Source organism: Nostoc sp., from assembly GCF_036916575.1.
Lineage (GTDB): Bacteria > Cyanobacteriota > Cyanobacteriia > Cyanobacteriales > Nostocaceae > Nostoc.
The window spans coordinates 29421-44844 of sequence record NZ_JBALGC010000054.1; the positions used below are offsets into that span (position 1 = coordinate 29421).

The 15424-nt window shown below is 42.7% G+C and carries 12 protein-coding genes and 1 pseudogene; 9 read left to right on the forward strand and 4 right to left on the reverse strand.

The window, feature by feature from the left end:
• Window positions 1-2 precede the first annotated feature (2 nt).
• Both V7L29_RS12505 and V7L29_RS12510 read right to left on the reverse strand, forming a co-directional pair.
• Window positions 3-1784: a sensor histidine kinase gene (locus V7L29_RS12505; protein WP_334735659.1), complete on the reverse strand. Its 1782-nt coding sequence runs from the start codon at window positions 1782-1784 to the stop codon at window positions 3-5.
• A 63-nt stretch (window positions 1785-1847) separates the two neighbouring features.
• On the reverse strand, window positions 1848-4436 hold the full coding sequence (locus V7L29_RS12510; RefSeq protein ID WP_334735660.1) for a sensor histidine kinase: 2589 nt from the start codon (window positions 4434-4436) through the stop codon (window positions 1848-1850).
• Window positions 4437-4804: 368 nt separating this feature from the next.
• Here V7L29_RS12510 and ada point away from each other — a divergent pair, with 368 nt between their 5' ends.
• From ada to glf, 3 genes are all read left to right on the forward strand, one after another.
• Complete coding sequence (gene ada, locus V7L29_RS12515; RefSeq protein WP_334735661.1) at window positions 4805-5878, forward strand: bifunctional DNA-binding transcriptional regulator/O6-methylguanine-DNA methyltransferase Ada; 1074 nt, start codon at window positions 4805-4807, stop codon at window positions 5876-5878.
• Window positions 5879-6049: 171 nt separating this feature from the next.
• On the forward strand, window positions 6050-6712 hold the full coding sequence (locus V7L29_RS12520) for a DNA-3-methyladenine glycosylase family protein (RefSeq protein ID WP_334693592.1): 663 nt from the start codon (window positions 6050-6052) through the stop codon (window positions 6710-6712).
• A gap of 189 nt (window positions 6713-6901) precedes the next feature.
• Window positions 6902-8782 (forward strand): UDP-galactopyranose mutase, encoded by a 1881-nt coding sequence (glf, locus tag V7L29_RS12525; RefSeq protein WP_334735662.1) that lies wholly within the window; start codon window positions 6902-6904, stop codon window positions 8780-8782.
• 231 nt (window positions 8783-9013) lie between these two features.
• Here the strand turns inward: glf and dapF are convergent, their stop codons facing one another.
• Entirely contained in the window at window positions 9014-9853 is an 840-nt protein-coding gene (gene dapF / locus V7L29_RS12530; RefSeq protein WP_334735663.1) for a diaminopimelate epimerase, read from the reverse strand.
• 69 nt (window positions 9854-9922) lie between these two features.
• Between dapF and V7L29_RS12535 the strand changes: the two genes are divergently transcribed.
• Window positions 9923-10144 carry an Hfq-related RNA-binding protein gene (locus V7L29_RS12535; RefSeq protein ID WP_334693589.1) on the forward strand — a complete coding sequence of 74 codons (222 nt, stop codon included), beginning with the start codon at window positions 9923-9925 and terminating at the stop codon, window positions 10142-10144.
• 113 nt (window positions 10145-10257) lie between these two features.
• On the opposite strand, the gene V7L29_RS12540 is transcribed toward V7L29_RS12535, so the two are convergent.
• Window positions 10258-12525, reverse strand: a complete 2268-nt coding sequence (locus V7L29_RS12540) for a cation:proton antiporter domain-containing protein (RefSeq protein WP_334735664.1) — start codon at window positions 12523-12525, stop codon at window positions 10258-10260.
• Window positions 12526-12836: 311 nt separating this feature from the next.
• Between V7L29_RS12540 and V7L29_RS12545 the strand changes: the two genes are divergently transcribed.
• The 5 genes and pseudogenes from V7L29_RS12545 to V7L29_RS12565 all read left to right on the forward strand — a co-directional run bounded on the left by V7L29_RS12545 (window position 12837) and on the right by V7L29_RS12565 (window position 15423).
• Window positions 12837-13124 carry a hypothetical protein gene (locus V7L29_RS12545; RefSeq protein ID WP_334735665.1) on the forward strand — a complete coding sequence of 96 codons (288 nt, stop codon included), beginning with the start codon at window positions 12837-12839 and terminating at the stop codon, window positions 13122-13124.
• 177 nt (window positions 13125-13301) lie between these two features.
• Window positions 13302-14357, forward strand: coding sequence for a mevalonate kinase family protein (locus V7L29_RS12550; protein ID WP_334735666.1), 1056 nt, complete (start codon window positions 13302-13304; stop codon window positions 14355-14357).
• 4 nt (window positions 14358-14361) lie between these two features.
• A pseudogene (locus V7L29_RS12555) lies at window positions 14362-14556 on the forward strand (tyrosine-type recombinase/integrase); the annotation flags it as partial.
• Between the two features lie 86 nt (window positions 14557-14642).
• A complete protein-coding gene (locus V7L29_RS12560) occupies window positions 14643-14807 on the forward strand; it encodes a hypothetical protein (protein ID WP_334735667.1) in 165 nt (54 codons plus the stop codon).
• Window positions 14808-14946: 139 nt separating this feature from the next.
• Entirely contained in the window at window positions 14947-15423 is a 477-nt protein-coding gene (locus tag V7L29_RS12565; RefSeq protein ID WP_334735668.1) for a hypothetical protein, read from the forward strand.
• Window position 15424: the final 1 nt, after the last annotated feature.

Genomic DNA, 15424 nt, shown 5'->3' on the forward strand with positions numbered 1-15424 from the left:
CTTCATCCTGTAGATGGGCTACTAATTGGTAAGGTAAACCAAAATGTTACCCCTGCATCCAATTCACTGTTTACACCAATTTCGCCGCCGTGAGCATTGATAATTTGCTTACACAAATATAAGCCTAATCCCAAACTTACAGAATTGCGGATACTTGCACCCCGAAAGTAAAGGTCAAAAAGCCGATCGCTTTGTTGTTGACTAATTCCCACGCCGTTGTCACTAACAGTACAATAAATTTTGTCATCCTTACGGGTAGCGTTGATTGTCAAAACCAATCCAGGAGAATTATGTTTCAGGGCATTAACAATTAAGTTAGAAAAAACTCGCCATAGTTGCGTGGGATCAGCATTCACTAATGGCAAATCTGCGGATACCAGATTTGTTAAGGTTGCTTGATTTTGCTCTAGTAATGGCTCTAAATCAGCGATCGCAGCTTCGACAACTGTCAGTAATTGTACGGTTTGACGTTGCAAAACAACACCTTGTACTTCGCCCAGATGAGCTTCCATCAACGAATTAATCAAATTAAGTTGGCGATCGCTACTTTGAATTATCCGCTCTAAAATTGAGCGGGAAATCGAAATATTTTCCTCTGGACGTGCAAGCAAATTTTTCAGCACCATTAAAGTACCCAGCACTGGGTTGCGTAAGTCGTGAGAAACTGCATGGAAAAATACTCGTAGTTCTTCTTCAGTTTGTTTGCGCTGGGTAATGTCTTCAATCAAACCTTCGTAGTAAAGCAGTTTTCCGTGTTCGTCAAGCACTGCGTAGGCTTTCTCCGAAATCCAGACAATACTCCCGTCTCGGCGATAAATTTGGGACTCAAACTCAGAAACACTGCCATACTTTTCCATCAAGCGCACAAATTCTGCCCGGCGGTTCGGATCAATATACAGTTGATGTTCTATATCAGTGAAATTTGCTGTCACCTCCTCTGCTAAAGAGTAGCCATAAATGCGTGCTAAAGCCGGATTTGCGGTAATATAACGTCCATCGGGACTGCTTTGAAAAATCCCTTCAACAGCGTTTTCAAAAATGCTGCGATATTTAGCTTCTGCAACCTTGAGTTTTTGGTAAGCAGATTCCAGTTCTTGACGGGCGTAAAACTCAGAACGTTGCAGGCGATCGTACAGATAAACACCAATATCACATATAATACAAAACCAAAAAATGTATAAAATGAACGTTACATTATATATTTCTGGGTGTTCAGGGATTAATGTTTTTAGCCCAAGTGCCGTATTCACACCAAAATAGTAAACCAGCACACTCAATTGAGTCAGCAAGTGAATAATCCAGCAGACAGGCATCAACACAGCTTGGCTCAAGAACAGCAGTGACCAGCCGATGGTATCGGGTAGTGCGAAACCTCTAAGAGTTGCAAACAACTGCGATGCTAAACTAATTGCCCAAGAAGACCCCAAAAATAATAAATCTGGACGATGACGACCTAATTTAGTTTTATGTAAAGCAAAGCAGAACAGTATACTCAGGAGCATTGCAATATTGATTACAAGGCGTTGAGTTCTAAGTACTTCTGGCAGCTTATCCAACTCTTGAAAAGGGAAAAACAAGTCGTAAATGTCCCGCAAAGTAAAAGACAACAGACAGATCAGCGCCAGCCATAACCATAAACGTAATCTCTGCCACAAAAAACGGTTACGCCAAGTTCTGTAAAAAGTAGTGGTTTCATCTCTTGTTGGTGCAGAAAAGGTTTTTCTCCACCAGCTTTGCACTGTTGTAAATGGAGTAGCCATTAGCATCCGAGCAACTTTGCCCATACTTTGAGGGTGTTTCCCTTACTCAACATTGCCATAAATAACACCCTCGCATTTTTTGGTGATTTATGGGCGATTTGTTGCGGATGAAGTTGCCAAAGGTAATGTAAACCAGAAAGTTAACCCGCGCTTACGGTTACTAATAACACCGATTTCACCGCCATGTGCCGTCAGAACTTTCCGACAAAGATACATTTTTAAGCCAATGCTTGTGGAACAACAGTCTTGGGGATCACGGACATGCAAATCGAAGAGGCGATCGCACTCTAGTTTACTCATTCCCACACCGTTATCTTGAATCTGAATGCGAATCATTCCTGCCTCAACAGTGGCACTCAGAAGAAAATTTAATCCTGGTGGATTATTTTGCAAACTATGTGTTAATAAATTTGCCAAAACTTTCTGCAACCAAGTTGCATCTGCCATTACTAACGGTAAATCCGCGGGAACCAAATTCTTCAGAGTCGCTTGATTTTGTGTGAGCATGGGTTCCAACTGGGCAAATATTCCTCCCAGTAGGGTGCTAAATTGCACAAGTTCAGGCTTGATGTCAATACCCTGTTTTTCACAGGAATTAATTTCTAGCAATGAGTTAATCATCGTCAGTTGGCGATCATTACCTTGAATCATCCGCTCAATTATTGAGCGAGATACTGGAATTGGGGACTGGACATGGGAAAGAGGCAGAGGGGCAGAGGGGATGGTGGGCAGAGGGGAAATTGCTGTAATTTCCCCCCTGCTCCCCTGCTCCCCTGCTCCCCTGCTCCTCTGCCCCTCTGCTCCCCCCACTCCCTGATTTAACAAATTCTTTAACACCATCAAGTTACCCATCACCGAAGTTTGTAAATCGTGGGTAACCGTATGCAAAACAACATCTTTGACGCGATGCAATTTTTCAACTTCTTGCATTTTCTGCTGCAACTGTGATGTCCGTTCTTGTACTTGGTATTCTAAATTAGTGTTAAGTTCTGCTAGTTTTTGGCATATCTGGCTTTGCTGAATGGCGATCGCTACCTGTTCTGACATCTGCTGTAACAAATCAATTTCTATTGGCTGCCAATGACGCGAACCTGAGCATTGATTGGCAATTAACGCCCCAAATAATTCGTCACCTAGCATAATTGGTACAGCCAAGCTAGCCTTCGTTTGAAATTTCCGACAGTGTGCTTTAACTTTGGAAGATACTGGCATTTGTGTGATGTCTTCAACGATACGCACAAGATTATCTTTTAGTAAGTTTCGCACTTCTTGTAAATAAGCTTCATCATTAGTAGACCAACCTAAGACTGATGGATACTTGGGATCTACTGATTCGGCAAGAGTTCTGACTCCTAACTTGGCATTATTTAGACTAATGAAAACTCGATCTGCTTGCAGAAATTGCCTGACTTCCGTCACGGTGGTTTGGAGAATTTGCTCTAAGTTAAGCGAAGACCGAATTCGCACTAGGGTTTCTGCCAACAAGCGATCGCGTTGTGCTGATAGGCGTAATTGTGCTTCTACCTGTTTGCGTTCTGTAATGTCATGATGGACTGCTAGGATGCAGGGAATACCATCCAAATCAATAACTTCGGCTGAAAGCAATGCTGTAATTATCTCGCCAGACTTTGGCCGAAATTCAACTTCCAAGTTCCGAGCAACCCCTGTGGCTTGCAACTCCTGCACCAACTTCAGCCGATCGCGCTCGTGTACCCAAACATTTAACTCAAAAGAAGTTTTACCAATCGCTTCATCTCGCTCATAACCTGAGAGTTTCACAAAACTATCGTTAACTTCTACCAAGCGTCCTTCTTGCAGCGTGCTAATCGTAATTGAATCGGGACTGCAACTAAAAGCTTTAGCAAATTTTTGGGCAAGATTTTGTAAGCTGACTTCTGCTTGTTTGCGTTCTGTGATATCTCGGACAATTGCTAGTACCTCATCTTGACCACTCACTACCAACCGCGCCTCATAATCTCTGACTCCCAAAGGCGTTGGTAGCTGATATTCGCAAGTTTGCAAAGTTCCAGAATCTAAAGTTTTAGCGATCGCTACTTGGCTAATCGCCGCAACATCACTGGGCAATAACTCGTGCAAATTTTTTCCAACTATTTCTTCCCTCGAAAGAGTGATATTTGCTCCCTGACTTTTCAAATCTAGATACTCGCCATCACGGCTGATGCGAAACATCAAATCGGGGATAGCATCCAAAATTGCTTTATACCGTGCCTCACTCTCAAGCAATTTTTCTTCGGCTAGTTTTCGGTCTGTAATATCCATGACCAAGCCATTCCAAAGAAAATCGCCGTTACCTTGTAATTCGGGTTGCGAAGTACCTTGAATCCACTTAATGCCACTAGGCGTGATGATGCGACCTTCCCAATGCCAAGGTGTAATAGTGGTACTACAAACAGCAATAGATTCTGTAAAAGCTTTTATATCCTGTGGATGAATCAGTTTGTATAACACCTGAAAGTCTGCCTGTATAGCTTCTGGTTCTAATTCATCCAAATATTGACAACCAGAACTGACATAAAGGACAGACATAGAACCATCCTGCTTTTGCAGAACTTGGAAAATTATTCCTGGTAAATTGACGGCAAGTTTTGAGAGGAGGTTGTTAGGCTTTTGCTGGCAATCTGGTGTATACTGCGATTTTACAACGGTTTCATCCACTCTTTGACCCTTTGATAGATAAGCTATTGATATACAATTAAAAGCCAGAATAAGGAATTTAACAGTTTTAATTCTGTAGGCATAATCGCTAACAGAACCAAAATAGTACCTTCTTTCAGAGTAGTTCCTGATGAGGCGATCGCATTCACCCAATCGGGTGAACCATTTGCCAGAGGGCGAATCAGGTGAGAAAAAAGTTAGTTGTAAAGAGTAATCAACGGCACTTTTTCAGATTTGATCGCAATAATCAGATAGAAAGTAGTTTATCAATACATTTAATCTAGTTTTATCTAAAGAATAAACAAAGTTATCAACAGACAAGATGCATTTCAGAGTCGATACTTTGCTATACATCCAAGGAGGTATAAATGCAACTACAACAGACATCAGTTTTGTCAGAAACTCTTTGGGAAGCAGTTCTCAATCGAGATCCCAGTTTTGAAGGCAAGCTTTTCTACGGTGTTCGCTCTACAGGCATTTATTGCCGAGCTATTTGCCCTAGTCGCAGACCGAATCGCAATCAAGTTTGTTTCTTCGAGTCGGTACAAGAGGCTGAAATTGCAGGTTTTCGACCTTGTAAGCGCTGTCAGCCACAATTTCAAACAGTTCCAAATCCGGCCAAAACCAAAGTCTTAACAGCATGTCGATATATTGAAGCACAAGTCGATCACATCCCAACCCTCTCAGAATTATCCTCTCAGGTGGGAATGAGTCCCAGTTATCTACAAAAGGTATTTAAGCAAAGAATTGGCGTATCCCCTTTTCAATATGCAGATGCGCTGCGTAGCCAACGATTAAAGCAGCGTCTCCAAGAAGGGGAGGAAATTGCTCATGCAGTTTACGACACGGGGTATGGTTCAAGTAGTCAACTGTATGAGAAAGCACCTAAACAACTGGGAATGACACCAAAGACTTACCAACAAGCTGGAAAGACAATCAGCATTGTCTATGCGATCGCTCCATGTCCACTAGGATATTTGCTTGTGGCAACAACAGAGAAGGGTATCTGTGCCGTTAAACTAGGTGATGAAGCAGACAAACTTAAACATACTTTAATCAAGGAATTTCACCAAGCGCAGATTATGCGTGATGACCAAACACACAAGGAATGGATACAAGCAATCCTCGATTTTATTGCAGGAGGTAAAGCACATCTTGATTTGCCACTTGATGTCCGTGGGACAGCATTTCAGAAACAGGTTTGGCAAGCATTACAGAAAATTCCCTATGGCGAAACCCGCACCTATACTGATATTGCACATGATATTGTCAAACCCCAGGCAGTCCGCGCGGTGGGTAATGCTTGTGGAGCTAATCCGATAGCGCTGATTGTACCATGTCACCGTGTCCTGCGGAGTGATGGCAGTGTTGGTGGTTATCGCTGGGGGATTGAGCGCAAACAAAAACTGCTCATACAAGAGTCACGCTGCACGCAAGACTAGGTATTAGGGACTGGGGATTAGGAAGTTTGAGGTTCTGAGGTGGATGAACGGAGTTCTGAGATGGATGAATGAGTATTTGAGAGAGATGAACGGAGTTCCGAGGTGGATGAATGAGTATTTGAGAGAGATGAACGAGTCCCCAGTCCCTTTTTTGATCGCAATTTATTAAACATGACATTGGAAGAAACAGCCGCTCAAACACCTGAACTAGAATCGTTGACTGAAGAAAATCTGACCCGTGGTTTAATGGTGCTTGCCAATCTTGATAGCGATTTGGCTCGGATTTTAGAGACACTGGGGCCTCCACCTATATGGTCAAGAGAACCGGGTTTTGCAACGTTGTTGTGTATAATTCTGGAACAGCAAGTTTCCGTAGCAGCTGCAAAGGCTGTATTTACCCGACTATGTGGAGTTATTGTAACTCTAACGCCAGAAAATTTTCTGAGATTGGATGATGTTCAATTGAGAGGAATTGGATTCAGTCGGCAAAAGATTCTATACTGTCGTGGGTTGGCAAATGCGATCGCAAGTGGTCAGCTTGACCTAAACAAGTTGGAAAAAATGGATGAAACTGCGATCAGAACTGAGCTAAAGTGTCTCAAAGGGATAGGAGACTGGACAGTTGATATTTACTTGCTAATGGCGCTGCAACGTCCTGATGTCTTTCCCAAAGGTGATTTAGCAATCGCGATCGCTTTACAAAAACTCAAAGGATTGGCAACGCGGCCAACACCAGTTCAACTAGAAGCAATGACACAGCACTGGCGACCGTGGCGGGCAGTTGCTGCAAGACTTCTATGGCACTACTACTTGAGTAATGCCAATTCTCCCTAAACTTGCACTTTAGCACAGAGTGGCATCTGTTAATTGAGGAAAATTTCATACCTAGGAATAATAAAGGAGTCCATTATCATTTATTTAGATAGATGAATAACCGGGAAAAAAAATTAAATATTAGAAATACTTATAAAAGGAATAAAAATTGTTATTCCAATATTCGGAAAGTTGAGTTAATCATTATTTATGTCAAGCAAGAAAGTGCAAGTAGAAAATAACGGTGCTACTTACGGTGTCAGTGATATTGTATCGCCAAAGCTGAGTGAAGCAAAACTATCAAAACCAGCCAAATTCCAATCATTAAAGACATCATCACTGAATTTATCCTCACTCAATAAAACTTCCCGAAGAAAAAAATTTACAGAGACACCTGATATAGTTTGCCTATCTCATTTGCGTTGGAATTTCGTTTATCAAAGACCACAACATATACTAAGCCGCTGCGCTCAAGGAAAGCGGGTGTTCTTTATCGAAGAGCCAATTTTTAGCCAGGAACCATCGGGGCGATTGAATGTCAGCCAAGATGATAGTGGAGTTGTTGTTGTTGTACCACACTTACCAGAAGGTCTGAGCGAAAAAGCAATAAACGCAGATTTACAAGTGTTGATTAATGGTTTGTTTGTAGAGCATAACATCAACAAGTACATTTGTTGGTATTACACTCCAATGGCGATCGCTTGGACACGTCATTTGCAACCCCAAGCAGTTATATATGATTACATGGATGAATTGTCTCCTTTTAAGGGAGCATCACCTACTTTAAAAAACTACGAAGCAGAACTGTTTTGTCGTGCAGGCTTAGTGTTTACAGATTTAGAGCAAATTTCTTGGGATTGGACTTGGGGATCAATGATGCAGTTAATAGAGTCTGCGATCGCTAGCACACAAGATGCCACAGTTAATGGTACAAATGGCAAATCTCATATCTCAACAAATATCTTAGAAGCACCAAGCATCATTACCAGAGAGTTTTTATTTGATTACTTAGTTGTCGGTGCGGGGTTCTCTGGTAGCGTTCTAGCTGAACGTTTGGCGAAACATTCCGGTAAAAAAGTATTGGTTGTAGACAAGCGCAACCACATTGGCGGCAATGCTTACGACCATTATGACGACCACGGGATTCTCGTACATAAATATGGCCCTCATATCTTTCATACCAACTCATGTGAAGTATTTGAATACCTCTCACAATTTACACCCTGGCGTGCTTACGAGCATCATGTTCTAGCCAGTGTAGATGGGCAACTCGTTCCCATACCTATTAACCTTGACACCATCAACAAACTCTATGGAATGAACCTTAATTCGTTCCAGGCGGAAGAGTTTTTTCAGTCAGTTGCGGAACCGAGAGAACACATCCGTACCTCTGAAGATGTAGTGGTAAGTAAAGTCGGTCAAGTACTTTATGAAAAGTTCTTCCGAAATTACACCCGTAAACAATGGGGACTTGATCCATCGGAACTTGACAAAACAGTAATTGCCCGAATTCCCACCCGTACTAACCGTGACAGTCGATATTTCACGGATAGTTACCAAGCAATGCCACTGCACGGCTTTACCCGGATGTTCGAGAATATGCTAAATCACCCGAACATTAAGCTAATGCTCAACACTGATTACCGTGAAATCCAGAAAGGAATACCTTGCCGCGAAATCGTTTACACTGGCCCAGTTGATGAGTTTTTCGATTATCGCTACGGTAAACTACCGTATCGTTCACTAGATTTTAAACACGAGACGCATCACACCCCTGTGTTTCAGTCAGCGCCAGTGATTAACTATCCTAACGAACAGCTGTATACCCGTGTCACCGAATTTAAGTACCTGACTGGACAGGAACACTCCAAAACTAGTATTGTTTACGAGTTTCCCAAGGCAGAGGGCGAGCCTTATTATCCTGTGCCACGTCCTGAAAATCAAGAAATTTACAAACAATACAAAGCGCTGGCTGATGAAAAACCAGGAATACATTTTGTGGGACGGCTAGCTACATACAAGTATCTCAACATGGATCATTGTGTAGCGCAGGCTTTGGCAACATACAAACAAATAGCGGTTAAAGCTTGAGTTTGTTGACGTTAATCATGGGCAGGTACTGCCCAGTCTACAATTTTTTAATGCTTAATCAGCGATCGCCAAATCTGATGATCGCTGATTTCTATGGCACTACTACTTGAGTAATGCCAATGCTAAGGAATGCGGATTTATTAACTTCCAGATTTCCTACGTAGAAACATTTCAGTGCGCTGCTACCAGAAAAAAGTTGTGGATCTTATTAAATCCCGGTTCCTAAGTCGGTTACAGTTTACCCGTGAATACTCGTTCAGCCGGGCCTGTCATGTAAACCCGTTGGTCGATTTCTGACCATTCAATTTGCAAGAGACCACCTGGTAATTCTACAGTCGCGGTGCGATCGCATTTCCCTATTAACACTCCAGCCACCAAGGAAGCACAAGCACCAGTACCACAAGCTAATGTAATCCCAGCACCCCGTTCCCACACCCGCATTTTCAAATAGTCACGGCGCACCACTTGCATAAATTCCGTATTTATGCGTTGCGGAAAAGCTGGGTGATGCTCAAATTTCGGGCCGATGTTTTCTAGCTCAATTGCTGCGACATCTTCCACAAAGGTAATACAATGAGGATTTCCCATACTTACACAAGTGACATCCCAAGTTTGTCCCGCTACCTTCAACGGCTGAGAAATTACTTTTTCTTGAGCGGGTGCAAGGGTGGTAGGAATTTCGCTAGCTAGTAACCTGGGTAAACCCATGTCTACTTTAACTTGACCATCAGATAAGAGTTGGGGAGTCATTACACCACCCAAAGTATGAATGCGATATGAGTCTTTATTTCGGGATTCGCCTTCTAAGTCTGCTAAAAAGCCAGCTAAACAGCGAATACCATTGCCACACATTTCTGGTTCTGAACCATCGGAATTAAAAATCCGCATGGTGTAGTCCGTGCCGTTTTCTCCAGGTAGGGCAAAAATTACACCATCAGCACCGATACCAAAGTGGCGATCGCACAACTTAATGGCTTGCTCTGGCGTCAATACAGGCACAGATGACAAGCGATTGTCAATCAGAATAAAGTCGTTGCCTAGACCATGATACTTAGTAAATTCGATTGCCATTTCCTCAAGGATGAATTATTAAGGATTAGTTACTCTTTATTTTGCCTTGTAGGTTGATCTTTACTAAAAATGCTTACCGAATTTGACACCTCTTTGCCTAGTATTAGACAAGTCCAAAACCTGATTAAACAAACAAAACCAGTAGAGTTGAAGCTGCTGACTGGTGATGTAATCACAGGAAGGGTTTTATGGCAAGATCCACACTGTATCTGTATTGCTGATCAAAACAGTCAGCAAACCATTGTTTGGAAACAAGCGATTGCTTATATTAAACCCAAGAGTGAGGAGTGAGGAGTTACAGGTATTTTCAGGTAAATAGACCACGCCCTATGGGCACAGCATTGCTGTGCCCCTACGACAGATGTGGTTCAAATATATGAAAACTGCTGTAAAACTCTTAACTCCTAATTCTTAACTCTACTGGTGACGACAAATAATTGTTCTAATTGACTCAAACCCGTTAAGCCACCGCATAATAATACTTGGTCGCCGACTCGCAAGTCCATACCGCCATCAGGATAGCGGATAAATTTGCCATCCCGGCGAATCGCCTGTACTTGTACTCCAAATTGCTTGCCGATATCTAAATCTCTAAGGGTTTTACCTAGCGTTGGCGCATCTGCATTAACTGTAATCCACTGGCAAGCACTATTTTCTCCGGGAACAACAGCTTGTCCTTTAGCTAACTCTGCCAAAGCCGCCATTTCTTCATCTGCTCCCACTACCAGCAAGCGATCGCCTTGTTCCAATTTGGTTTGATTATTGGGATAATCGATTTCATCCCCGTTAGCGCGGCGAATCGCCATCAAACTCGCTCCTGTTAAGTAGCGCATATCTACTTCTTCTATGCTCATGCCAATTAAAGGCGAAGCAGATGGTAAAGGATACCAGCGCTGATTTAAATCGCGAGTTGCTTGGCGCAAATCACGAGCAACTTCAGTAGCAGAACGCTCTGGTCGTAAATCTAAATAATGATCGTTGCGGATTTGCTGCATTTGGCGTTGGACGACAGCTGGCGACAACAAACCTAAGCCAGTTAATAAATGAGTTGCCATTTCTAAGCTGGTTTCAAACTCTGGTTGCACAACTTCTTTGGCTCCCAATTGATACAGCACCTCAATATTTTTATCCTGGGTAGCACGGACAACCAAATCTAATTCTGGGCACAGTTCCAAAGCGCGTTTCAAGCAAAGACGGCTACTCATGGGGTCTGGGAGTGCGATCGCCATTCCTTTGGCATGATTCACTCCGGCGGTTTCCAGAACATGCAAACTCACGCAATTACCATAGACATAAGACACCCCAGCCTCACGCAACTTTTGAATTCTACTCTCTGATTGGTCGATTACTACCACAGGCAGGTCATGTTGGAGCAACAACTTGACTAAATTTTTGCCAACTTGCCCATAGCCACAGACTACCACATGGTTTTTCAAGGGCAAATCTTCCGACACATCCCGCGCCTCTTGTTCTTCTAAATACGGTTTCAACCAGGGCATTGATTCGGCAAAGTTAAATAAAAATGGCACTAACCGCAGGACAAAGGGAGTAAGCATGAGAGTGACTGCGGTGGTTCCTAAAATTAATAAGTATATTTGTCGGGACACCAGCCCCAAGAATTGCCCTTCACTGGCGAGAACAAAGGAAAATTCCCCAATTTGTGCCAGTCCCAAACCGGCGATTATGGCTGTTTTCAAAGGGTAGCGGAACAGCTTTACTAGGGGGGTGATAATCAAAAATTTACCGACAAAAACTATTGCCACCAACCCCAAAATCAATTCTAGATTGTTCCACAAAAACACTGGGTCAATTAACATCCCAATGGCGGCAAAAAATAAACTGGCAAAGATATCTCGCAGGGGTTCTACATAAGTCAGGGTTTGATCAGCGTACTCCACCTCAGAAATCATCAAACCTGCGACAAAGGCCCCCATTTCAATCGATAACCCCAAATGCTCTGTCAACAGAGCAATGCCCAAACACAGGGCTACAACCCCTAATAAAAATAGTTCTCGGCTTTCAGTACGGGCTAACAGTTGCAACAAAGGCGGTATCAGCCAAATCCCCGCAGCTATTGCACCAGCAGCAAATAAACCAATCGACAGTAGCGCTGTTAGCACGGCAATGCCAATGCTTTCTGCTGGTTGGTTAAGGGCTGGTAAGACTGCTAGCATTAATCCCAATGCCAAGTCCTGTACTACCAAAATCCCTAGCATAACTTGCCCGTGAGGTGTTTCTGTTTGGTTAGCTTCCATCAAACACTTAAGGACAACGGCTGTGGAAGACAAGGACAGAATACACCCCAAAAACATCCCCTTAGCAGGTAAGGCTCCCCAGGCTCCGGTTAACCCGCATACCACAACTGTGACCAAAATTGTCAAAGCAATCTGGAGTCCACCTCCGCCAAGAGCGATCGCTTTTACCTTCTTGAGTTCCCCAAAGGAAAATTCTACACCCAAGGCGAATAACAAAAAGGCGACGCCAAACTGTGCCAGAGTCTCTACTTGAATAAGTTCTTTAATCAGTCCCAGTCCGGCTGGGCCAACGATCATCCCGCCAATCAGATATCCTAGCAGCACCGGCAATCGCAAAAGTGCCGCTAACAGTCCGCCACAGGCTGCAACTCCTAGAACTAAAACTAAATCAACAATTAGCCTAAAATCTTCTTGCACCAGTTTTAAAAAGAACTATTTAAGACCTATTAATTCAGCATACAAAGTTTTATCATCTCAAACAGCTTGTTTGGTGAAGGTGCGACAAAATTTGCTTATTTTGAGCAGGGGGCAGGGGAGGCAGGGGGGAATTTTGGAAGTTGCTAAGTCATCTGTTGAGTTATCGATATCACCAGTGTTTCGACGTATTTACGCCGTTTTGCTATTGACCACTGATATCGTTTCTTGAAACAACGATTGCATTGGACTCTACCCCATTTTTCGACTCCAGAGCAGTCTGAATGTTAGAGTGATTTGATGCCTTTACTCTCGTGGCAGGTGTGGTTGTCCAAAGAATGTATCAAAAATTGCCCCCTACCTTCTCCCAAAGGGAGAGGCTAGCGCCAAGGCAAAAACCTGCCCAAAATTTATCTCCTGGTCGAGTCGCTAACTGCTTTGCAACAGTTTTGACTCGGATTGGAACACCCGCCACTACTCCTAAACCCAGAGGAAAGTCTCCTGGTTGGACTCCAGGCAGACCCCGACAGCAACGAACTCGTTATCCTGTTGTTAAAAAAGGCTTTACTAAGCCCAATAAAGTATCTAAAAATACTAATTAATGCTTCTACTCTTACTTCATCCTATAACTGTTAGACTTGGAATTAATCAAATCCTCTGTCGAGTTATTTTCGTTTGCCTTAGTCTAAACTCCAGGAAAAGAGGTAGGGATTCCAATAGTTGATAGCAACATTGCTATCGTTATTGTCTATACCCCGATTAACAATAGGAAACTTCAAATGAGAATTTTTGTTCCTGGCCGTCTTTGTTTGTTCGGAGAACACAGCGATTGGGCAGGAGAATATCGCCGGATTAATCCTCTAATTGAAAAGGGCTACACCTTAATTGTTGGTACTAATCAAGGAATTTATGCCGATATCAAACCTAATTCTACTGAGTTAATTATTCGTGCTTCTCTCTGTGATGGCAGGCGTTATGAACCGTTCAGATTACCTATGGAATCTAATACTCTCAAGTGCGTAGCGCAAGAGGGCGGTTTTTTTAGTTATGCTGCTGGTACAGCTTATCAATTTCTGACTCACTATGGTGTCGGCGGAATTGAGGTTGATAATTATCTAACCGACTTACCCATTCAAAAGGGATTATCTTCAAGTGCTGCCTTTTGCGTTCTCATTGCTAGGGCTTTTAATCGTCTGTATGATTTGAAGATGACAATTCGTTCAGAAATGGAGTTGGCCTACCAGGCAGAAAGAACCACTCCTAGTCTTTGCGGTCGTATGGATCAAGCTTGTGCTTATGGAAATCGCCCAATCTTGATGATATTTGATGGTGAACAAATCGATCTGATTGAGTTGAAAGTTAGCAAAGATTTGTTTTTTGTAATTGTTGATCTGGGCGGCAGCAAAAACACACAAGAAATACTAAGACGATTGAATGAGTGTTATCCTTTCGCTACTAATCCTCAAGAGCAAAATGTGCAAAAATATTTTGGTTCTATTAGTGCGGAAATTACTCAGGCAGCAGTTGAAGCAATACAACTCGGAGATGCCCAACTTCTGGGAGCTTTAATGACAAAAGCCCAAGCTGAATTTGATCAGCACGTAGTTCCGGCTTGTCCAGAACAATTAACTGCAAAAAAGCTGCATCTCCTTCTGCATCACGAGCCTCTGAGTCCTTATATTTTCGGAGGAAAAGGTGTGGGTTCTCAGGGTGATGGCACTGCACAACTGCTCGTTAAAAATCAATCAAGTCAAACAAAAACTATCGAAATTATTCAGCGCGATTTTCCCCAAATGCAAGCGTTACAGTTAACTATTTCAAAACTCCCCGTATGATTGACCACACAGGGTCAAGCATTCAACGATTACAGCAGCGCTTGATGTCACAGGCGGAAATATCAGAAAGGTGCAGAAATTGATCCGTCATGCTGACCCCAGAACGTTGATGATTTATGATGATAATCGGAATAAAGACTTGTGGGAGATGTCAGAGATGTTTCTGGGTAAGCTAAAAATATACTGTTCTAGATGGTGAATTCATCCAGTTCAAAGACTCATTAACGAGTATCGAAGATAGATGAACCGAGTTTTCTAACTCCTACCTCCAGTAAGAACTGCTTAATGACACCAGTCACTCATGGGGGAAAACCCCCTTCTCTACGAGACGCTCCGCGTTCGCGCTATAGCCCTACGGGCATCCTACGGCGGGCGTCTCGCAGAGAAGCCGCTAGACTCTCCCGAATGGGAGAAGACCGCGCTGGCTCCCCAATGCACATTAAATTTTAGGTGAGCTAAGGGCACTCAGCAGTGATAAATCTCTCTCAAGTCTGAGATGCTTTATGTGCTATGGTAGAAGATTTTTTAGTTTTATTTCAGTATCCTTGTTAAGAAAGAAAATTTTTAAATAAATAATCATAGAAGAAAAATGGATAATACGAACAAGGCTGATACTACTAAAAATAATTTGGATCAGCAAACAATAGGCAATGAAACTGATATTCGTTCATCATCTAACGAACTGATACCGATAACTAAAACAATTAATATAGATGGTCAGCGTCCAGTTGATCCAAGTGACATTGAAATTAAGGACACAATTTATATAGATGGTGAGCGCCCAATTGTCAAAAATGAAAATTATTCTAATCAAACAATCGATATAGATGGTCAACGCCCGATTGGTAAGAGCGCTTTTCAAGAGCATGAGATGCTAATCCTAGACGGCGAACGTCCAATTGATCCTAGTGATTTAGAGGTTGAGGAAATTCTTGAAATAGACGGTCAACGTCCGATCGCTAAGAGTAATTTTCAAGTTCAAGATACTCTAGAGATAGATGGTAGCCGCCCAATAGTTTCAGATAACACTATTGATTGGCAAATGCCAACGGATTATATAGACTAAA